The sequence below is a fragment of the Streptomyces sp. NPDC046465 genome (genome assembly GCF_040646035.1).
In the GTDB taxonomy this organism is placed as follows: domain Bacteria; phylum Actinomycetota; class Actinomycetes; order Streptomycetales; family Streptomycetaceae; genus Streptomyces.
Genome location: NZ_JBEYZK010000009.1, coordinates 157,045 through 176,304, shown reverse-complemented (window position 1 = coordinate 176,304; position 19,260 = coordinate 157,045). Strand labels below are relative to the sequence as shown.

Annotated in this window: 18 protein-coding genes and 1 pseudogene; 5 read left to right on the top strand and 14 right to left on the bottom strand. The window is 72.3% G+C overall.

The window, feature by feature from the left end; translation table 11 throughout:
* Positions 1 to 93: 93 nt before the first annotated feature.
* From ABZ953_RS16220 to ABZ953_RS16200, 5 genes are all read right to left on the bottom strand, one after another.
* A complete protein-coding gene (locus tag ABZ953_RS16220; RefSeq protein ID WP_361723181.1) occupies positions 94 to 693 on the bottom strand; it encodes a TetR/AcrR family transcriptional regulator in 600 nt (199 codons plus the stop codon).
* 76 nt (positions 694 to 769) lie between these two features.
* Entirely contained in the window at positions 770 to 1,702 is a 933-nt protein-coding gene (locus tag ABZ953_RS16215) for a phosphotriesterase (RefSeq protein ID WP_361723178.1), read from the bottom strand.
* Entirely contained in the window at positions 1,699 to 2,283 is a 585-nt protein-coding gene (locus ABZ953_RS16210) for a DUF4865 family protein (RefSeq protein WP_361723175.1), read from the bottom strand. Before ABZ953_RS16210 ends, ABZ953_RS16215 begins: the two co-directional genes overlap by 4 nt.
* A 23-nt stretch (positions 2,284 to 2,306) precedes the next feature.
* Complete coding sequence (locus ABZ953_RS16205) at positions 2,307 to 2,702, bottom strand: cupin domain-containing protein (protein WP_361723172.1); 396 nt, start codon at positions 2,700 to 2,702, stop codon at positions 2,307 to 2,309.
* Positions 2,703 to 2,830: 128 nt separating this feature from the next.
* Positions 2,831 to 3,406 carry a TetR/AcrR family transcriptional regulator gene (locus tag ABZ953_RS16200; protein WP_361723169.1) on the bottom strand — a complete coding sequence of 192 codons (576 nt, stop codon included), beginning with the start codon at positions 3,404 to 3,406 and terminating at the stop codon, positions 2,831 to 2,833.
* Between the two features lie 176 nt (positions 3,407 to 3,582).
* On the opposite strand from ABZ953_RS16200, the gene ABZ953_RS16195 reads away from it, so the two are divergent.
* The 3 genes from ABZ953_RS16195 to ABZ953_RS16185 are packed head-to-tail and all read left to right on the top strand — an operon-like array spanning position 3,583 to position 7,411.
* Entirely contained in the window at positions 3,583 to 3,885 is a 303-nt protein-coding gene (locus tag ABZ953_RS16195) for an SHOCT domain-containing protein (protein ID WP_361723166.1), read from the top strand.
* Positions 3,882 to 4,838, top strand: a complete 957-nt coding sequence (locus ABZ953_RS16190) for an ABC transporter ATP-binding protein (RefSeq protein WP_361723163.1) — start codon at positions 3,882 to 3,884, stop codon at positions 4,836 to 4,838. The genes ABZ953_RS16195 and ABZ953_RS16190 overlap by 4 nt, the downstream gene beginning before the upstream one ends.
* A gap of 11 nt (positions 4,839 to 4,849) precedes the next feature.
* On the top strand, positions 4,850 to 7,411 hold the full coding sequence (locus ABZ953_RS16185) for an FtsX-like permease family protein (protein ID WP_361723565.1): 2,562 nt from the start codon (positions 4,850 to 4,852) through the stop codon (positions 7,409 to 7,411).
* Positions 7,412 to 7,491: 80 nt separating this feature from the next.
* Here ABZ953_RS16185 and ABZ953_RS16180 read toward each other — a convergent pair whose 3' ends face one another.
* A complete protein-coding gene (locus tag ABZ953_RS16180) occupies positions 7,492 to 7,965 on the bottom strand; it encodes an ATP-binding protein (protein ID WP_361723159.1) in 474 nt (157 codons plus the stop codon).
* Positions 7,966 to 8,157: 192 nt separating this feature from the next.
* Positions 8,158 to 8,490, bottom strand: coding sequence for a hypothetical protein (locus ABZ953_RS16175; RefSeq protein ID WP_361723155.1), 333 nt, complete (start codon positions 8,488 to 8,490; stop codon positions 8,158 to 8,160).
* A 327-nt stretch (positions 8,491 to 8,817) separates the two neighbouring features.
* Here ABZ953_RS16175 and ABZ953_RS16170 point away from each other — a divergent pair, with 327 nt between their 5' ends.
* Complete coding sequence (locus tag ABZ953_RS16170; protein WP_361723562.1) at positions 8,818 to 9,915, top strand: PLP-dependent cysteine synthase family protein; 1,098 nt, start codon at positions 8,818 to 8,820, stop codon at positions 9,913 to 9,915.
* A gap of 21 nt (positions 9,916 to 9,936) precedes the next feature.
* On the opposite strand, the gene ABZ953_RS16165 is transcribed toward ABZ953_RS16170, so the two are convergent.
* Both ABZ953_RS16165 and ABZ953_RS16160 read right to left on the bottom strand, forming a co-directional pair.
* Positions 9,937 to 10,416: an SRPBCC family protein gene (locus ABZ953_RS16165; protein ID WP_361723152.1), complete on the bottom strand. Its 480-nt coding sequence runs from the start codon at positions 10,414 to 10,416 to the stop codon at positions 9,937 to 9,939.
* A 63-nt stretch (positions 10,417 to 10,479) separates the two neighbouring features.
* Positions 10,480 to 11,385: a DeoR/GlpR family DNA-binding transcription regulator gene (locus ABZ953_RS16160; RefSeq protein ID WP_361723149.1), complete on the bottom strand. Its 906-nt coding sequence runs from the start codon at positions 11,383 to 11,385 to the stop codon at positions 10,480 to 10,482.
* A gap of 306 nt (positions 11,386 to 11,691) precedes the next feature.
* Here ABZ953_RS16160 and ABZ953_RS16155 point away from each other — a divergent pair, with 306 nt between their 5' ends.
* A complete protein-coding gene (locus tag ABZ953_RS16155) occupies positions 11,692 to 13,956 on the top strand; it encodes a hypothetical protein (protein WP_361723559.1) in 2,265 nt (754 codons plus the stop codon).
* On the opposite strand, the gene ABZ953_RS16150 is transcribed toward ABZ953_RS16155, so the two are convergent.
* From ABZ953_RS16150 to ABZ953_RS16130, 5 genes and pseudogenes are all read right to left on the bottom strand, one after another.
* Positions 13,916 to 16,327, bottom strand: a complete 2,412-nt coding sequence (locus ABZ953_RS16150; RefSeq protein WP_361723146.1) for a right-handed parallel beta-helix repeat-containing protein — start codon at positions 16,325 to 16,327, stop codon at positions 13,916 to 13,918. The two genes, ABZ953_RS16155 and ABZ953_RS16150, sit on opposite strands and share 41 nt — an antisense overlap.
* A gap of 233 nt (positions 16,328 to 16,560) precedes the next feature.
* A complete protein-coding gene (locus tag ABZ953_RS16145; protein ID WP_361723143.1) occupies positions 16,561 to 17,166 on the bottom strand; it encodes a hypothetical protein in 606 nt (201 codons plus the stop codon).
* 261 nt (positions 17,167 to 17,427) lie between these two features.
* Positions 17,428 to 17,853, bottom strand: coding sequence for a DUF6643 family protein (locus ABZ953_RS16140; RefSeq protein WP_361723556.1), 426 nt, complete (start codon positions 17,851 to 17,853; stop codon positions 17,428 to 17,430).
* 297 nt (positions 17,854 to 18,150) lie between these two features.
* Positions 18,151 to 18,504, bottom strand: a pseudogene (locus ABZ953_RS16135) (MFS transporter); the annotation flags it as partial.
* Positions 18,405 to 19,040, bottom strand: coding sequence for a hypothetical protein (locus ABZ953_RS16130; RefSeq protein ID WP_361723140.1), 636 nt, complete (start codon positions 19,038 to 19,040; stop codon positions 18,405 to 18,407). The gene ABZ953_RS16130 and the pseudogene ABZ953_RS16135, both read right to left, overlap by 100 nt.
* Between the last annotated feature and the right edge of the window lie 220 nt (positions 19,041 to 19,260).

The following is a 19,260-nucleotide window of genomic DNA, read 5'->3' as shown; positions in this document are numbered from 1 at the left end:
AGGGTGTGCGAGGGCGCGGTGGGTCTTCGGCGAGGGTGGTGTGGGGCCGGGCCGGGCCGCGACTCGTTACCGGACCGGTCGGGCCGCGCCCCGCTACCGGACCGCCAGCGCGTCCAGGGCGGTCTCGGCGATGGCCCGCAGGGCGGCCCGGTCGGCGCCCGCCTGTGCGGAGACCCGCATGCCGCCGATGATGGCGTTGACGAAGCGGGCGAGCGTATCCGCGTCCCGTTCGGTCGTGATGTCGCCGTCGAGCTGGCCGGTGCGGATCGTGGCGCGCAGCACGGTGAGCCGCGCCGCGAGGTCGCGCTCCAGCATCCCGGCGGCCTCCGGGTCGCGACCGGCGAGTTCGACGGTCGTGTTGACGGTGAGGCAGCCGATGCTGTGGCCGTTCTCGCGCTGTTCGAGGTCTCCCTCGATGACCCGGGCGAGCAGGGCGCGCACGCGCTCCGTGGCCGACAGCTCCGCGTCCTCCAGGATCTCCGTCTGGCCCGCGTTCATGGTCTCCATGTACCGCGTCAGGGACCGCCGGAACAGGTCGTGCTTGCTGGTGAAGGTGTTGTAGATGCTGCTGCGGCCCAGGCCGGTGGCTTCGCACAGGTCCTGGGTCGAAGTGGCCTCGTAACCGTTCACCCAGAAGGCGTGCATCGCCGCGTCCAGGGCCCGTTCCTCGTCGAAACTCCTCGGTCGGGCCATGTGGGAACCGTACAGTTTTGGAACGGTCGGTGCAATACCGCTCAGTGCACTACGTGGACCGGTGCCCCGAGCCCACTCACGCGGTGACCCACTCCACCCCGAAGGCCCGCCCCGGGTTCGCCGTCAGGATACGGTCCGCCAGCTCCTCTCCCACGGCGTGTGCGAGCCGGGGCCGCACCCTGCGCAGCAGATGCGGCATGCCGGGGCCGCCCCGCACGGACCGCGCCCCCGCCGTCGTCGTGTCACCGCCCAGGAGGATGCGGTCGCCGTGTCCGGCGTCGGCCAGGGCGCGCACCGCGTCCGGCATGCGCCAGTCCGTGGCGTGGTGGGTGCGCGAGGGCCCGTCGAAGGCCACGTAGGCGCCCGCCTCGGCGGCCTGTAGATGACAGGTGAGGTCGGGGGAGCGGTTGAGGTGGCCGAGGATCACCCGGTGCGGCGGGACCCCGAACTCGCCGCAGAGCAGGTCGAGTACGTCCGGCGCGCCCGTGCCCAGCTCCAGATGGACGGAGATCGGCGCGCCCGTCGCACGGTGCGCCTCGGCCGCCGCTGTCATCGTCCAGCGCGCGTGGGCGTCGAGCCCGTGGAAGCCGCCCGCGACCTTGATGAGCCCGGCCCGCACGCCGGACTCCCCGATGCCCTCGGCCAGTTCGCGTACGAAGAGTGCGGCAAGGCCGTCCGAGCGGAGCCGTCCGAGCAACTCCGGTGTGTAGTGCGCCGCTTGGTGCAGTCCGGTCGCGGCGACGAGACGGACGCCGGACGTGTCGGAGAGCGCGGGCAGACGTTCGGCGTGCCGCCCCATTCCGTGCGGCGTCCACTGCACGACGCTCTGTCCGCCCGCCGCGCGGAACGCCGCGAGTTCAGCGGCCGCTTCCTCGGTCGAGTCCAGCTCCTGGCCGGGGAGTCGAGGGCTGCGCAGGAAGAGGTGGTCGTGGGCGTCACACACTCCGAGGTCCTCCGGCGCGATGTCCCCGAGGACGGTGCGGACCGCGCGGCCCGTCTCCGCCGTCACCAGTGCCGTCCGTGCGGCAGCTTCTCCCGCTCGGGGGTGGAAAGGTGCAGCACCTGGAAGACATCGCCGACGGCGTCGGGGGTCTCGCGGTCCCAGAGGGAGAAGTGGACGGCCTCCCACGTGCGCGGATCAATGGCGGTGAGCGCACTCACGGCCCCTGCGCGCCGGGCCGTCGTCCGCGCCTCCTCGGCGAGTTCACGCGCGAGCTCGGGCAGTCGCGTCGCCTCGGGTATCCGCTGCCGACGGCGGACCGCCGACCTCGGGGCACTTGTCACCGCGCCGCCCTCCTCGTATGCGAGAACCGTCCAGTTCTGCACCGTCGGCCGCCCGAAATCGTCGACGAGGCCCTGGAAACCGGGGCCCCAGAGGAAGGAGTTCATGCCCTCGGCGGTGTTCCAGAGGTAGAACGGCGCGTATTGGTTCACGGGCGAGCCGGTCCTGCCGCGCTCGCGCATCAGGTAGGCCTTGAAGCCGAGCCCGGGAAACCGGTCCAGGAGGTGGCCCTTGGACGCGACGCGGTGGCGGATGACGCCCATGTCGTAGTCGGCGGGCAGGGTGATCTCGTATTGCAGCGCATGCATCGTGTACTCCCTTGGCGGCAGGCTCAGTTGGGGCAGGCGTCGGCGTCGACCAGCGGGCCCCAGTCGGCGGTGGTCCCGTCCTCGGCTGCCTCGACCACGGCCAGGTGCGTCATGAAGGTGCGCGGCCCGGCGCCGTGCCAGTGCGACTCGCCCGGTTCGATCCACACGGTGTCACCGGCCCGGATCGGCTCGACCGAACCTCCCTCGCGCTGCACGAGCCCCTCGCCCTCGGTGACGTGCAGGACCTGGCCGTGCGGATGGCGGTGCCAGGCCGTGCGGGCGCCCGGCGTGAAGTGCACGCTGTACATCCGCAGGCGGGACGGCGCGTCGGGGGCGGCGATCTCGTCAAGCCAGACGGTGCCGGTGAAGTGCTCGGCGGCCCCCTGTCGGCTGTCGGGCCGGTTCCGGGTGATGTGCAACGTACGCATCCTTACGGGTGGGTGGTGTGAGGTGCAGGGGTGTAGTGGGGTGTACGGGGCGCGGTGGACAGGCCGCGCGGCACGGCGGGCCGGGAACGAGAGGCGGGTCCACGAGATGCAGGGCCGCCTCACGCGGCGGGCGCCGTGCGGGCGGCGGTGAGCAGCGCGAGCAGGCCGCGCACCCCGGCGTCGAACGCGGCGGGTGAACCGGACGAGCGGGCCAGCACATACCCGCCCTGCACGGTGGCGACGACCGTCGAGGCCACGTCCTGCGGATCCAGCGCACGCGTGAACTCGCCCCGGGAGCGCCCCTCTTCGACGATCCCGGCGATCCGCTCACGCAGCCAGTCGAGGGTCTCGGTGACGGGTGCGCGCAGCTCGTCGCTCGCGATGACGTCCGGGTCCATCGTGAGCCGCCCGACCGGGCAGCCCTTCAACACGTCGCGCTCGCGCAGCAGATAGGCCTCGATGCGGGAGTACGCCGGTCCGGGGCCGCTCAGGACCGCCTCCGCCGTCGCGCGCATCTCCTCGGCGGTGCGCCGGATGGCGGCGAGTGCGAGGTCGGGCTTGCCCGCGAAGTGGTGGTACATGCTGCCCTGCCCGGCGCCCGCGTGCTGCTGGATGGCCTTGGGGCTCGTGCCGACGTAACCCCGCTCCCACAGGAGCTCGCGGGTGGACTCGATCAGACGCTCCGGAGTGCTCATGGAGCCACTGTACATACTAGTAGGTACAGGAGATCGACGCGGGTGGGAGCAGCCGATCGCGCCGTACGTACTCCCTGGGTGGTACGCCCGGTGCCGCTGGCCGTACGACGACGTGAGGGCGGTGTCGGAGCGAGTTTGGAGGCAGCACAGGAACCGGTACTGAGGAGATGAGTTCAATGCAGACCCTGGCGCAATGGGACGGCGGGCCCGGCCCGTGGATCCTCTTCTTCCCGCTGATCTGGGCGGCCGTCGTCATCGGCATCGTCACCCTGCTCCGCCGCACCGTGTGGCGCGGCCGGCGCGGGCCGTTCCGGGGCGCGGCCGGTCCCGCGCGGCACACCGGCGTCGACGAGAACTCGCCCATCGCCGTGCTCGGCCACCGCTTCGCCTCCGGCGAGATCGACGAGGACGAGTACTGGCGTCGGCTGACCGTCCTCAACGAGGAGTTCGGCCTTACGGGCAAGGGCGGTGCGGCGTGAGCACCGCGACCGGACGAGTGACCGGGGCGGTGCGCACCGACGCCGCCCGGGTCTCCGGCGCCGTGAAGGTCTACGGCAGCGGAGACACCGTCGTACGGGCCCTGGACGGGGTGAGCGTCGGCTTCCCGGCCGGACGTTTCACCGCGATCATGGGCCCGTCCGGGTCGGGCAAGTCCACCCTGATGCACTGCGCGGCGGGCCTGGACACGCTCACCTCGGGCACCGCCTTCATCGGCGACACGGAGCTCGGCACGCTGGACGACCGGCGCCTGACGCTGCTGCGCCGCGACCGCATCGGCTTCGTCTTCCAGGCCTTCAACCTGGTGCCTACGCTCACCGTCGCCGAGAACATCACCCTTCCCATGGACCTCGCGGGCGTGCGCGGCGACGACGAATGGACCGACGCGCTCGTCGACGTCGTCGGGCTGCGCGACCGGCTGCACCACCGGCCCGCCGAACTCTCCGGCGGCCAGCAGCAACGCGTCGCCGTGGCGCGGGCGTTCGCCGGACGCCCCGACGTCGTCTTCGCGGACGAGCCGACCGGCAACCTCGACTCGCGTTCCGGCGAGGAGGTGCTGAACCTGCTCGGCAGGGCGGTGCGGCAGATGGGCCGCACCGTCGTCATGGTCACCCACGACCCGGTGGCCGCCGCCCACGCCGACGAGGTCGTCTTCCTCGCGGACGGGCGCCTCGTGGACCGGATGGAGGCCCCGACGGCGGACCGGGTGCTCGACCGGCTGAAGGCCTTCGATGCGAGGCCGGTCGACGCGAGGCCGGTCGACACGAGGCCGGTCGCTACGAGGCCGGTCGCTATGGATTCGGCCGCCGCACCTGCCCGTGGCTCCGGCCCCGGCCCCGGCCCCGGCTCCGGCCCCGGCTCCAGCTCCGGTCCCGGCTCCAGCTCCGGCCTCGGTCTCGGCCCTGACCTGGGCTCCGTCAGAAAGGCGCCGTAGTCATGAGCTCCCTGAACGCGTCCGTCCGCATCAGCCTCGCCTCCCTGCGCGGCCACAAGCGCCGCTTCGCCGGTACCTTTCTCGCCGTCCTGCTCGGCGTCGCCTTCCTGGCGGGCACCCTCGTCATGGGTGACACCCTGCGCGCCGGTTTCGACACGATGTTCGGCAACGCCACCCGGGGCACCGACGCCGTCGTCCGCAGCGCCGACACCATCACCACCCCCGACGACAGCCAGGGCGCGCGGGGGCCCGTCAGCACCGGCCTCGTCGAGAGGATCGAGAAGTCCGACGCCGTGGCGGCCGCCGCCCCCAGCGTCCAGGGCGCGGGCCAGCTTCTCGGCAAGGACGGCGAACCCATCGGCGGCAAGGGCCCGCCCACCGTCGCCGGGAACTGGATCGACGACGCCCGGCTCAACCCGTACCGACTCGCCGAAGGGCGCGCTCCGTCGAAGTCCCACGAGGTCGTGGTCAACCGGGGCGCCGCAGAGACCGGCGACCTGAAGGTCGGCGACACGGCGACGCTGCGCACCCCCGACCCCGTCGAGGTGAAGATCGTGGGGCTCGCGACCTTCGGCGGCGAGGACGGCATGGCGTCGGCGACCTTCACCGGCATGACGCTCACCGACGCCGAGAAGTACCTCGCCCCGAAGCCCGGCGAGGCCTCGGCCATCCAGGTGCGGGCCGGTCCGGGCGTGAGTGAGCAGGAGCTGGTCGACGCGCTGACTCCCGTGCTGCCCAAGGGAGTTGAGGCGATCACCGGCGAGGCGTCGGCGGCGGAGAACACGGACAACATCTCGGGTCAGTTCCTCGACCTCTTCACCATCTTCCTGCTGGTGTTCTCCGGCGTGGCCCTGCTCGTCGCCACCTTCAGCATCCACAACACCTTCGCCATCGTCGTCGCCCAGCGCACCCGCGAGAACGCGCTCCTGCGCGCACTCGGCGCCTCGCGCCGTCAGGTCACCGTGTCGGCCCTCGTCGAGGCGAGCGTCGTCGCCGTCGTCGCGTCGGCCGCGGGGCTCGCGGGCGGCGTCGGCATCGCGGCCGGGCTGCAGAAGCTGTTCCCCGTCATCGGATTCCCCTTCCCCGAGGGCGACTTGGTGATCAGTGCGCTATCGATGCTGCTGCCTCTCGCCGTCGGCGTCGTGGTCTGTCTGGGTTCCGCGCTGGCACCCGCCGTACGGGCCGGGCGCATCGCGCCGCTCGCCGCCCTGCGCGAGACCTCGGTGGACCACTCGGCGGTCTCGCGCGGGCGCGCCGTGACGGGAACGGCTCTCGCGCTTGCCGCGGTGGGTCTCGCCCTGACCGGCGTGCTTGTCAGCCCCTCCGTGTGGCTGGCCGGTGCCGGTGCCGTGCTGGCCCTCGTGGCCTTCGTAGTGCTCGGCCCTGTCGCCTCCTCGCGCGTGGTACGGATCCTCGGCGGGCCCCTGGACCGGCTGCGCGGCGTCCCCGGAGGCCTCGCCCGGCGCAACGCCCTGCGCAGTCCCCGGCGGACCGCGGCCACGGCGAGCGCGCTGATGATCGGCGTCGCCGTCGTCTCGCTCTTCACGGTCTTCGGCGCCTCGCTGAAGGCCACGATGGACCAGACCGTGAACCGCTCCTTCGCGGGAGACGTCGCGGTGAGCACCCCCGGCTTCGGCGCGGGCGGCAGCGGCCTCAGCCCGAAGCTGGCCCCCGCGCTCGCGAAGCAGCCGCAGGTCGAGACCGCCGTCGGGCTCGGCAAGGGCGCAGCAAAGGTCGACGGCGAGGGCCGCGCCCTGACCGTCACGGACCCGGGCCCGTTCGCCAGGTCCTTCGACCTCGGCCGCATCGACGGGTCCCTGGCCGCACTCGGCGACCGCGGCATCGCGATCACCCGCTCGGAGGCGGACAAGCAGCACCTGAAGGTCGGGTCCCGGGCCGAACTGGCCTTCGCCGACGGCCAGAAGGAGACCTTCACGGTCCGTGCCGTCTACGGCCGTTCCGAGCTGGCGGGCGACTACGTCATCACCCGTGAGGCCTGGGCCCCGCACCGTATGCAGGACTCCGACACCGTCGTCTCCGTCACCTTCAAGGACGGCGTGAGCACGGCCGCGGGCAAGGCCGCGGTCGCCGGGGTCGCGCGGGACTACGGCAACCCGGACGTGCAGACCCGCGCCGAGTACGCGGGGGCCTCGGCGGGCGGCATCGACATGATGCTCACCCTCGTCTACGCGCTGCTCGCCCTCGCGGTGCTCATCGCCCTGCTCGGCATCGCCAACACGCTGACGCTCGCGATCCACGAACGCACGCGTGAGCTGGGCCTGTTGCGCGCGGTCGGGCAGACCAGGGCGCAGCTGCGGGCCATGGTCCGCTGGGAGTCGGTGCTCGTCGCCGCCTTCGGGACGGCCGGTGGGCTCGCGCTCGGCGCCTTCCTCGGCTGGGTCCTCGTCAGGGCGTCCGACGGCGCGACCGAGAGTGCCTTCGCGTTCGCGGTGCCGCCGGTGCGACTCGTGGTGGTCGCCCTGGTGGGCCTGGCGGCGGGTGCCTTGGCGGGCCTGCGCCCGGCTCGTCGGGCGGCACGTCTCGATGTGCTGCGGGCCATCGCCACCGAGTGACGCCAGGACCGTCCGCGTACCCACGGGAGCGTACGGGCACGGGAGGACGAGGACGCCGCGAGCGGACGATCACCGCCCGGTCAGCCGGCAACGGCCGACCGGGCGGGAGTCTTCTCGCGCACCCCGTACACGGGATACGAGGACATGGCTCCGGCGGGGACAGGGGTGGGAAGCGTGAACCACACGATCTTCCCCGCGTCGCCCTGCGGGCTCACTCCCCAGGCCTCGCTCACGGCGGCGACCATCGCGAGTCCCCGCCCACAGGTGGCGAGGGGATCCGCGTCACCGATCCGGGGGAGCCGGGGATCGTGGTCATGGACGGAGACCGTGAGCCGGTCGAGCAGCAGCTCGATCTCCACGGTGCACACCTTGTCCGGCTCGGCATGCCGATGGACGTTGGTGAGCAGTTCCGTCACCCCGATGGCGGCTTGGTCGATCAGGGGATCCAGATGCCAGTAGCGCAACTGCGCAGATACGATTCTGCGGACCTGGCGGATCCGCGACGGCAGGGCTTGGAGCTCTACCGTGCAATGCCTGCTTGGCTGGCTGATCACGGCTGCGACTCCCCGAATTGAGGTCCGGAAGAAGGCGACGTTCGGATCCAGCAGGGGCCGCTTGGTCTGCCGCCTGCTGTGTGGCCGGCGGGCTGGTTCGCAGCGTCATCGCCGGTAAACCCAGAGTGATGTGAGACCAGAGTGACCCAGGGGATGCGGACCTGCAACTCGCACGCCGGATCGAGGCCCCGCTCAGCCTCGCGGGCGGTGGTGTTCCGTGGCGCTGCGCACGGCCTCGATGAATCTGCGCACGGTCGGCGGCCCCGTTTCGCCGGGCCTCGGCTCGTGCTCGCCGAGGGTGAGCCGGTACCGGGTGCCGTTCACCTCGGCCAGCGCCCGGTCGTCCGCGGCGAACCACGGCTTGCCCGTGCGGACCGCCTGCAGCGGCGCGCTGTCGATCTCCGTGCCGTAGCTGGTGAGCAACTCCAGTCGACCGTCGCTGATGCGCACCTGTCCGGCCCGCGTGAGGGAGCGCAACCGTCGCTCGATCTGCACGCCTGTGGCCGTGAATTCCGGCTCCGCCATGGCATCGCCCCCTGGTGCGCCTCGGTGATTCGCCTGTCACGGGACGGGTGCCCCGTGCCGTGAAGTCTGCACGTCCCGGGCGCCGAGCACCAGTGTGCGTGGAGCCGTCCCCGGACGGCCACCGGCCGCCCGTCCGGCGCTTCCGAAAAGCTTTACCCAAGGCTGTTACACCCGCGCCTTTGAGGTACTCAAAGGTGTGTTTATGCAGGTGAGGAGCGTGTGGCGGGTGTTTAAGATCGAGTCGTACGGCCGCGTCGAATCGCGTCCGGCACGACGCGAAGGAGCCCCGCCGTGAGCACCCCACAGCAGGATCGAGTCGACCAGCCGATGCCGACGCTCGACGTCGACCACAGCGACGACACCTACCGGGCCTGGCTCAAAGAAGCTGTCCGCAAGGTCCAGGCCGACGCCAACCGTTCGGCCGACACACACCTGCTGCGCTTCCCGCTGCCCGAGCAGTGGGGCATCGACCTGTACCTCAAGGACGAGTCGACCCACCCGACAGGCAGCCTCAAGCACCGCCTCGCCCGCTCGCTGTTCCTCCACGGCCTGTGCAACGGCTGGATCAGGCCGGGCCGCCCGGTCATCGAGGCGTCCAGCGGGTCGACGGCCGTCTCCGAGGCGTACTTCGCGAAGCTGATCGGGGTGCCCTTCATCGCGGTGATGCCCCGCACGACCAGCGCCGAGAAGATCCGCCTCATCGAATTCCACGGCGGGCAGTGCCACTTCGTGGACGACTCGCGCACGATGTACGCGGAGTCGGCGGCCCTCGCCGTCGACACGGGCGGCCACTACATGGACCAGTTCACCTACGCGGAGCGGGCCACCGACTGGCGGGGCAACAACAACATCGCCGAATCGATCTACCAGCAGTTGCGCCTCGAGCGCTACCCCGAACCCGCGTGGATCGTCGCCACGGCGGGCACCGGCGGCACCTCCGCGACCATCGCGCGCTACGTCCACTACATGCAGCACGACACCCGTATCTGTGTCGCGGACCCGGAGAACTCCTGCTTCTTCGACGGATGGACGAAGAGCGATCCCAACGCGACGAGCGACTGCGGCTCGCGCATCGAGGGCATCGGCAGGCCCCGCATGGAGCCGAGCTTCCTGCCCGGCGCGATCGACCGGATGATGAAGGTGCCGGACGCGGCGTCCGTCGCCGCCGTACGGGCGCTGGAGCAGGCCATCGGCCGCAAGGCGGGCGGCTCGACCGGTACGGGCCTGTGGAGCGCCCTGAAGATCGTCGCCGAAATGGTGGCCGCGGGCCGGACGGGCAGCGTCGTGACGCTGCTCTGCGACCCGGGCGACCGCTATCTGGACAAGTACTACTCGGACACGTGGCTGGCCGAACAGGGTCTGGACGTCACGCCGTACGCGCGGGCGATCGAGACGCTGCTCGGCACCGGGGCGTGGCCCGAATAGGACCTGCCTTTCCCGCGGGACCTACGCCGCGGCCGCGGTGAGCCGCCGGTCCAGGGCCGTGACGGCGTCGCGGAACGCCCGGCCGAGGCCCGCGCGGCCGAGCCGCAGGGCGCCGCGCAGCGGGGCGGCGCCGTCCGCGGCGAACGTCCACTGCACCCGGGTGCCGTCACCGGCGGGGGAGAGCCGCCACTCCTCGACGAGGGCGCGCATGCCGGGGGCGTTGGTCTCGTCGACGCGGTAGGTGTACCGCACAGGACCGTCGGCCGCGAGGACCGACTCCCGGAAGCGGGTGCCGCCCTTGAGCCGGACCTCACGGCCTGTGCCGCCGCCGGTGGGCCGGCACAGCGTGACCGCGGTGAACCACTGGGGCCAGCTCGTCACGTCGTCGGCCAAGGCGCGGTAGACGGCCTCGGGGGGTGCGCTCACCTCGCGTACGAAGACCAGGCGCAGCGGAGCGGAATCGACGAAGTCGAGACCTACGGGACGCAGTCGGCGTGCCATCGAACTCTGCCCCCAGCGGAACGAGACGGTTGACCGGTTCCGGTCACCCTAGCTGGCGGCCCGTCAGATGTCTGCGTGGGCCTCGGAGTTGACGGCATCGCCGGTGGTGTCTTGGTCATCTCCGGTGGCGTCATCGTCGGCCGCGCTCTTGGCCGCCGCGTCCTCGCCCGTGACCACGAGCCGGTTCAGATGCTCCGAGATCTCCACGCGCGCCTGCGCGGGCAGCCCCGCGTCGGTCACCAGCGTGTCCACCTGCGAGAGCGCGGCGAACGAACTCAGGCCCACCGTCCCCCACTTGGTGTGGTCCGCGACCACCACCACGCGCCGCGCCGACCGCACCAGGCGACGGTTCGTCTCCGCCTCGGCCAGGTTCGGCGTCGAGAGACCGGCCTCCAGCGATATGCCGTGCACCCCGAGGAAGAGCACGTCGAAGTGGAGCGCCCCGATCGCCTGGTCCGCGACCGGGCCGACCAGCGAGTCCGACGGGGTGCGCACGCCACCGGTCAGCACGACCGTCGCCGCGCCCTGCCGCTGACCCGAGGTGCGCTGCGCGGAGTGGAAGACGTCCGCCACCCGCACCGAGTTCGTCACCACCGTCAGGTCCGGCACGTCGAGCAGATGGTGCGCGAGCGCGTACGTCGTGGTGCCGCCGGACAGGGCGATCGCCGTGCCGGGCGCCACCAGGGACGCCGCGGTCCGCGCGATGTCCTCCTTGGCGGTCAGCTCCAGACCCGACTTGGCCTCGAAACCCGGCTCGTGCGTGCTCGCCTCGACGACCGGAACGGCGCCGCCGTGGACCTTCTCGAGGACACCCTGGCGGGCAAGCGCGTCGAGGTCGCGGCGGACCGTCATGTCGGACACGCCGAGCTTGCGGGTCAGTTCGTTGACACGGACGCCACCGCGGCGGCGCACCTCGTCGAGGATCAGGGCGCGGCGCTGCTCGGCGAGAAGGTTCTGATTGTCACTCACGCCGGTCCGGCCCTTCTGCCCCGTCACGCTGGTCGCACCCGTGTGGCGCGCTGCCTCATCCTCGCACGGGCCGCCGACAGCCGTCCCACCGCCCGGGCAGCCTCACGAGGCCGGGAACAGCACGGAATGAAGGAGGTACGGAAGGAGGAGATTGCGTGACGAGGGGTGCGCGGAGGGCCGCGACCCGAGATCCTGGTCCCCTCATCATGCGCATCTCGGGGAAGCGGAACAGTGGAGCGTGCCACGCAGGACGAGACCGCCCTGGAACTCCTGGTCCACGGAGTCGGGGGAACCACACCGGAAGAGATGCTGGGCGACCCGCGCACCGTGCGGATCTCCGGCGACGACACGGCGGCCGTCTTCCGCCGCACCGAGGACGCGGACGCCGAGCAGCGCCCCGACGACTACCGCGGCAAACCGGTGCCGGAGGCGTACGTCTGGTGCAACCTGACCTCCGGCAACGGCTCCCGCGCCCTGTGGCTCCTGCTGCTGCCGTTCATGGTCGTCAACATCGCCCACTGGATGCGCCCGACCTCGCGCCACCGCAAACGGCTCGCGCGCACCTACGGCCTCCTCGTGCGGCTCGTCGGCCTCACCCTCACCGTGCTGCTCACCGCCGCCGCCTGCGAGGTCGCGATCGACCTCACGGCCTGGCAGTGCGCGGGCACCCCCCGGTGCGCCGAGGACCGCGGCTGGCTCGGCTTCCTCGCCACCGACGCCTCAGGGAACGGCGGCTGGTGGTCCCAGCCCGGCCGCCGCATCGCCCTCGCCGCCCTCCTGCCCGCCGCGCTCACCGGCCTGCTCTGGTACCTGTCCCACCGCACCTGGAGCGCGTACGAGTCCCAGCAGCCCCTGCCCCATCAGCCCGACCCGGAGGAGGAGACCAGCCGCACCGCGCTCGGCAGGCCCGGCTTCTGGTACGGCAGGCGCCTGGTGGCCCGGCTGCGGGCCGCCCACACGGCCGCCGGACTGCTCACCGTCGCCGCGGCGGTCGGCACCTCGGCCGCACGGCACGACCGGCGCGGCGCGGGACCCGCCCCGCTCGACGTCATCGGCTGGGCGCTCGACTCGACCCTCGTCCTGGGCGGGGGAGTCGTCGTCTGGGTGGTGTGCCGCAGGGGGCGCAGCGAGAACCGGCTCGACCGGAAGCTGGACAAGACCCTGGTGCGCTGGCTCCCGATGGGCGCGCTCATCCTGCTCGCCCTCGCCCTGGTGTACGCGGGTTGGTCGCGCCCCGGCTGGCGCTCCGAGGGCAGACTGCCGGGCAACGCCACGTTCGGCGGGATCGCCCTCGTCCAGGGCCTCCTGATCCTGTGCCTGGCCGCCGCCGCGCACTTCCTGTACCGCTCCTCTCCCGACTCCCGCACCGCCATCCGCGGCTTCGGCGGACCCGCCGTCGCGATGCTGTCCTGTGCGCTCGGCGGCGTCATGACCGGCGGCGGGGCGCAGCGCGTGTCCGACTGGCTGGACGGCAGCCACGGGTCGATCGACGGGCCGCCCGCGCTGCTCACCTGGCAGGCGTCCGTGATCCCGCTGCTCCTCGTGGTCGTCGCGGCGCTGTGCGGCTGGTTCGGCGTGCGCACCGTGCAGCGCAAGCGCCGCGAGATGGCACACGTGGCGCTGGACTACCCCGGCGAGCCGGAGGACTCCACCCGTACCCGCCGTATCGCGGGCACGCGCGCGCGTGCCGCCCTCACCGACCGCGCGCCCCTGCTCGTCGGCATCATCTCCGCCGTCACCCTGCTGCTCGGCGCGGGCGCGCTCACCGGCGCCTGGGCCACGGACGAGGTACCGGCGCAGGCCGCCCAGGGCCTGCCCGACGTCCTGGAAGGGGCGGCCGAGACGTCGCAGGCGCTCGGCTCCTGGCTGATCGGCTTCGGCTTCATACTGTTCGTCACCTGGGGCCGCCGCGCCTACAAGGACGCCTCGGCCCGCCGCACCATCGGCATCCTCTGGGACGTCGGCACCTTCTGGCCGCGCGCCGCCCACCCCTTCGCGCCGCCCTGCTACGCCGAGCGCGCGGTGCCCGACCTGACCTGGCGGATGGCCGCCTGGACCCGTGCGACCAGCGCCACGGGCGGCCGCCTCGTCATCTCCGGGCACTCCCAGGGCAGCGTCCTCGCCGCCGCCGCGGCCTGGCAGCTGCGCCCGTCGGTCCGCAAACGCGTCGCCCTGCTCACCTACGGCTCGCCCCTTGAACGCCTCTACGGACGCTGGTTCCCCGCCCACTTCGGCCCGGCGGCCCTGTCCTCACTGCACCGCGAGGTCGACTGCTGGCGCAACCTCCACCGCACCACCGACCCGATCGGCGGCCCCATCCGACTCCTCGGCGAGTGCGGCCCACAGGTCGACAGGGCCGCCCTCAAGGACCCCCTCGCCTACGGCCGTACGGAGGAGCATCCGCTCCCGGCGCCGATCCTCGGACACGGCGACTACCAGGCCGACCCGGCGTTCGCCGAGGAACGGGCACGGCTGCTCGCCCGCCTCAAGCCGGGCGTCCCCGCGCCGCGTCCCGCAGCGCGGGAAGGGCTCACACCAGCTCCGGCAGATCCTCCGGATACAGCAGGGTGAGCTCGTCCGTGCTCGGCTCCTCCAGCTGGGCCACCCGGCCCGCGTGCCGCTCCACCATCGCCTCGAAGGTCTGCCGCGCGGTACGGCCGTTGCCGAACGCGGGCCCCTTGGGGAGCGCCGTGAAGTACTTCAGGAGCGCCTCGGACGTGCCCGTGCCGAGGCGGTACTCGTGCTCGTCGGTCTGCTGCTCCACGATCCGCAGCAGTTCCTCGGGGTCGTAGTCGCTGAAGGTGATGGTCCGTGAGAAGCGGGACGCCACACCGGGGTTGACGGAGAGGAACCGCTTCATCTCCGCGGTGTAGCCCGCGACGATCACCACGACGGCCTCGCGGTGGTCCTCCATCAGCTTCACGAGCGTGTCGATGGCCTCCCGGCCGAAGTCACGCCCGGAGTCCTCCGGCGAGAGCGCGTACGCCTCGTCGATGAACAGCACCCCGCCGCGCGCCCGGTCGAACGCCTCCTGGGTGCGGATCGCCGTCGAGCCGATGTGCTCCCCGACCAGGTCCACGCGCGAGACCTCGACGAGGTGGCCGCTCTCCAGGACACCCAGCGAGGCGAGGATCTCGCCGTAGAGGCGGGCGACGGTCGTCTTGCCCGTGCCGGGGGAGCCGGTGAAGACCAGATGGCGGCGGACGGAGGCGGCCTTGAGACCGGCCTGCTGCCTGCGGCGGCCCACCTCGATCATGTCGGTGAGGGCGCGCACCTCGCGCTTGACGCTGTCGAGGCCGACCAGCGCGTCGAGTTCACCGAGGACCTCCTTGGAGACGCGGGAGGGCTTCTCGGCCGGGGCGGGTGCGGTCTGCGGGGCCTGCTGGGCGGGCAGGGAGCCGAGCAGCCCGACGGTCTGCGTGGCCGTCCGGCCGACAGGGTCCGCAGTCAGCGCCGGAGCGGGGGTGCGCAGGCCGCCGCTCTCGTCGCTCACGCAGTCCTCGACGAGCGGTCCTTCCTCGGCGAACTCGAAGCCGCCGCGGGCACACCGTTCGGTGCGGCACTTCTTCAGCGTCGTACGGCAGCCGTCTATGACGTGGAAGCCATAGCCTCCGCTGCCGCTGACCCGGCAGCCGTGGAAGCTGCCGCGACCGCCCGCGGAGACGTAGAACCCGGCCTCGGCGGGTGAAGTGACCGTGCAGCGCTCGATGGTGGGGTCCGCGCCCTTGGTGACGATCACGCCCGTCTGGACGGCGTCGACGGTGCAGTTGGCGAGCGTGCCACCGCTGCCGTGGTCGCGGAACCAGGCGCCTGTGGCGGCCTCGCGGATGCGGCAGTCGTCGAGCTGCGCGGTCGCGCCGTCGCTCACCGACACGGCGGTGTTGCGCACCTGGGAGAGGTCGCTGTCGACGACGTCGGCGCGCGAGCCGCGGTCGAGGACGAACAGCGCGTCCGGCACGTCGTGCACCCGGCACGACTCCAGGACGGCGGTGGCGCCGTCACTGACCCAGACCGCCGGGTAGTCGCCGGTGCTGTCGTGGATCTCGCACTGGTTGGCGTCCACGCGTGTGCCCGGGTCCCAGACCGAAAGGCCGTTGCGGCCGAACCGGCTCACCGTGGACCGGGTGAGGGTGAGCACGGAGCGGGAGCGCAGGTCGACCGCGTTCTCCGGGATGTCGTGGATGCGGCAGTCGGCGAGGGTGAGCACGGCGTCCGTGTCGAGCGTGACGCCGTCGGAGGTGGTCCGGTGCACGTCGCAGTCGGTCAGGTGCGCCGCGGCTCGCCCGGTGATCTGCACACCCGAGCCCTTGACCTCGTACACCTCGCAGCCGATGGCTTCGAGGCCGCTGTGCTCGCCGGTCACCGAGAGGCCCGCGCCCGAGGCGTGGTGCACCCGGCAGCGCTCCAGGCGGGGGTGGGCGCCGCCGCGCACGGCGACGCCGGACTGGCCCGCCGCGACGATCTCGCACTCCTCGAAGACCCCGCCGCCGCCGTCGAGCACGGCGATGCCGATGCCGCCGGGGTTGTCGACGGTGCAGCGGCGCACCGTCGGACGGGCGCCGCCGCGCACCTCGATGCCGGCCGCGGACCGCGTCACCACCCGGATGCCGGTCAGCTCCGGGGCGCCGTCCTCGACGAGCAGCGCGGGCGCGGACGAGTCCTGGCCCTCGATGTGCAGGTCCTGGACGACCGCGGAGGCGCGGACGGTCAGCGGGACTCCGTCGGACGGTGCGATGCGCACCGAGCCGGGGGAGCTCTCGGGGCCGCGCAGCGTCACCGCGCGCTGGACGACGAGGTTCTCGCGGTAGGTGCCTGCGGCGACGGTCAGTATGTCCCCGTCGCTCGCGGCCTCCAAGGCAGCGGCGAGCGTCGCGTACTCGCCGGTGCGGCGCCGCCACCGCGACGTGCCGGTGTGCGTCACCTGGACCGTGCCCTGTGCCATGGAGTTGCTCTGCCCCCACCTCGTCGTACGCGGGATCCTGCGTCGTCGTGCCGTGTCACTCGTGCCGTGTCACTCGTGCCGTGTCACCGCGCAGGGGGCCGAAGTTCGGCCGGTCCACCGTAGCGCGCGGGAGCAGGCGGAGTTGACCCGATGGTCAGGCTCTCACCTGCGCGGCCTTGCGCAGGCGTGTTCGACGGCGCCGGACGGTGGGCGTTCGGCCCGCGCCGGGCGGGTCAGGAACCGGTGCCGGTCCTGCCCCAGTCCGGGCCTGCCTTGTCCCAGGCGCGGTCGAGCCGTGCGTAACGCCCCTGGACGATGCGCCAGAGGATCGTCCTGCGGGCGCCCTCGATGAGTCCGGCGGTGGCGGCGGCCGCGCCGAGACCCGCGAGGATCGCGTGCGTGGTCGCGGTCGCGCCGTCCAGCGGGCGGCCCACGGCCCGGCCGCGCTCGTCGGTCCACAGCCTGAAGTGGTCGCCGGACTCGGGGGTCTTGAGGTCGGACAGGACGACGCCGAAGCGGTCCGTGCGGTCCGGAGCGGTCCAGCGGGCGAGCACCCGGCTGTGCGCGTCGCGGGCCGAGGACGTCTCGGGGTCGGGGTCGAGCGGGGGAGAGTCGATCTTCCGCAGGACGGTGCCGACGGTGCTGTGGCGGTTCTCGTGCTGTTGGCGCACCGAGCCGAGGAGGGCGTCCCGTGACAGGCTCGCGGTGCACAGGCCGAGGAGCGGCACGGCGGCGACGATCAGCACCAGGGCGGCGAGGGCCAGCCAGGCCTCGGCGAGATCGGTGCCGCGGCGCAACGGATTGTGCCGCCACCGCCAGAGGCCGACGATTGCCCGCACTGCCCCGCACCCCCTTCCGCGTCACATCCACGGTGACCAACGACCGTGCCCCGTCAACGAGTTCCCCGTCCGGGCTCGGATCATTCGGGAATCGCGAAAGGGCCACCGATGCGGATGATCCCGATCGGTCCGGTCGTCGGCGGCCGCACGCGGTGCGTGCCCCCTGGCCGCCTTGAGCGGGTGAACGTGGCTGGTTCGTGGTGCTTGGCGCGGTATGCGGCCGTCCTGCCAGCCGTCACTGACAGGAGGGGCCGCGGACGATCAGTACCCGCGGTAGGGGCGGTTGTACGGATCCTCGTACGACGCCGGAGCCGGGCGGGGCGCCGCCGGGCGCATCGCTTCGTACCCCGTGCCGGGTGCGGGCCGCTGGGGCTGGGCGCCCGGGTAGCCGCGCGGCGCCCCGGCCTGTTGCGGGATGTACGGCGACGGCGCCTGCTGCAGCGGTGCGGGCTGCTGGGCCTGCGCGTAGCCGTACGCGGGGTTGTGATGAGAAGTGGCGGCCGGCAGGGCGGGCAGCGCGGCCGGAAGTGCGGGCAGGTGACTGCCCGTGTCGTACGCGGAGGGGACCCGGATCGGGGCGATCTGCGGAGTGCCCCGCTCGGCGACCAGGGAGTCGTAGATCGGAGTGTCCGGGAAGGACGGCGCGGAGTAGTAACCGCCGCCATATGTGGAGCGGGGGGAGGTCATGCTCCATAAGTTAAGCCCTTGATGACCTGATTGGGGAGTCCCAATCTTGGGGTCATCCGTTTTGCGCCAGTTTTGCCCGACTGGGGCGCTGGAGCGGTACTCACTCGTGGCCATCTGCTGGCGGTTGATGCGCTGTTCGCCGCGGCTGTGCTTCGCGGCCCGCCGTCCTGTCCCTCGCCGGGTCCTGGCGGTGTCCCGCGCCGCCGCTACGCAACAGGCCGGGGCCGCGAGGGTCGTGCCCGCGGCCCAGAGGGTGACGACCGGCTGCTGTTCCGCGTCGGTGAGAGTGGATTGCAGGAATGTGTAGACGAGCGGGGTGAACGGCGCCCAGACGAGGCCGCCGAGCGTGAAGGCCGCGGCGGCGACCCAGAAGCCCCCGGCCCAGGCGAGCCCGAGGGGACACAGCGCCCACAGCGCGATCCCGGTCACCGGAGTCGGCTGGACGGGAAGGCGGCGCAACCGGTTGGTGCCGAGCGCGCCGACGAGGGCGCCCGCCCCGAACATGCCCCAGAGCAGGCCGAGTCCGGCGTCGTCGGCGTCCAAGTGGCCCTTCACCAGGAGGGGGAGAGCGATCTCCACCGGCATGTAGAAGAAGTTGAAGCAGCAGACCACGACGAACAGCCGGGCCGCTCGGGAGTTGACACGCAGCACGTGCCATCCCGAAACAGTTCCCTCCGACCCGTATGCACCATCGGTCGTCGTGCTCGTCGTCGTGCTGATCGTCGGCTGTCCGGGACCGTCCGTCCACAGGCCTGCCGACGGGGCGCCACGCTCGCCACCACCGCCAGGAGCAGCAGAGCGGCGGCGCCGTCGAAGAGCAGCGCGAGGCCTGGGATGACGAGCACGGGCAGGCTCAGCGCGTCCGTCAGCGCGAGTACTCCCAGTGTTCCCGAGACGGTCGCCCGCAGTGCGCAGTCGCACAGAAGCAGCACCCGTGGTGAGGGCCTTCCGCGGCCGAGGCCCATCGCCAGCGACAGTACGGTGGCGAGCACGAAGGGTGCGGTCGCCACCATCGACACGGCGAACGAGGCGGGAACCCCGCCATGGATCCTGAGCGCCTCGAGCGGCATCGCGACGATGATCATGCCGTTGGCCGTCTGGGAGAACGCGTCGCCGAGGAGCAGCGAGGCCAGGCGGCGGTCGGCGAGAACCTGACCGTACGACAGGGCTTCGGGCTGCTCAGTCACACGGGCCGTCAGAGGTGATGCCGTTCGGCGGCGGAGTGAAGGACAGATCCTTCGCCAGTAGCGAGTCCGGCACCAGTTCGCCCCAGACCGGACCACGGTCCACTGAACACCCAGAAGGCCTTGTCCTCCCCCAGGAACCCCACGGACGTACGGTCCGGCTACCCGTCATGCGTACGATCCTGCCCGAAATCGCGTGAGGCCGGGTGGCAGCGGCCGAAGG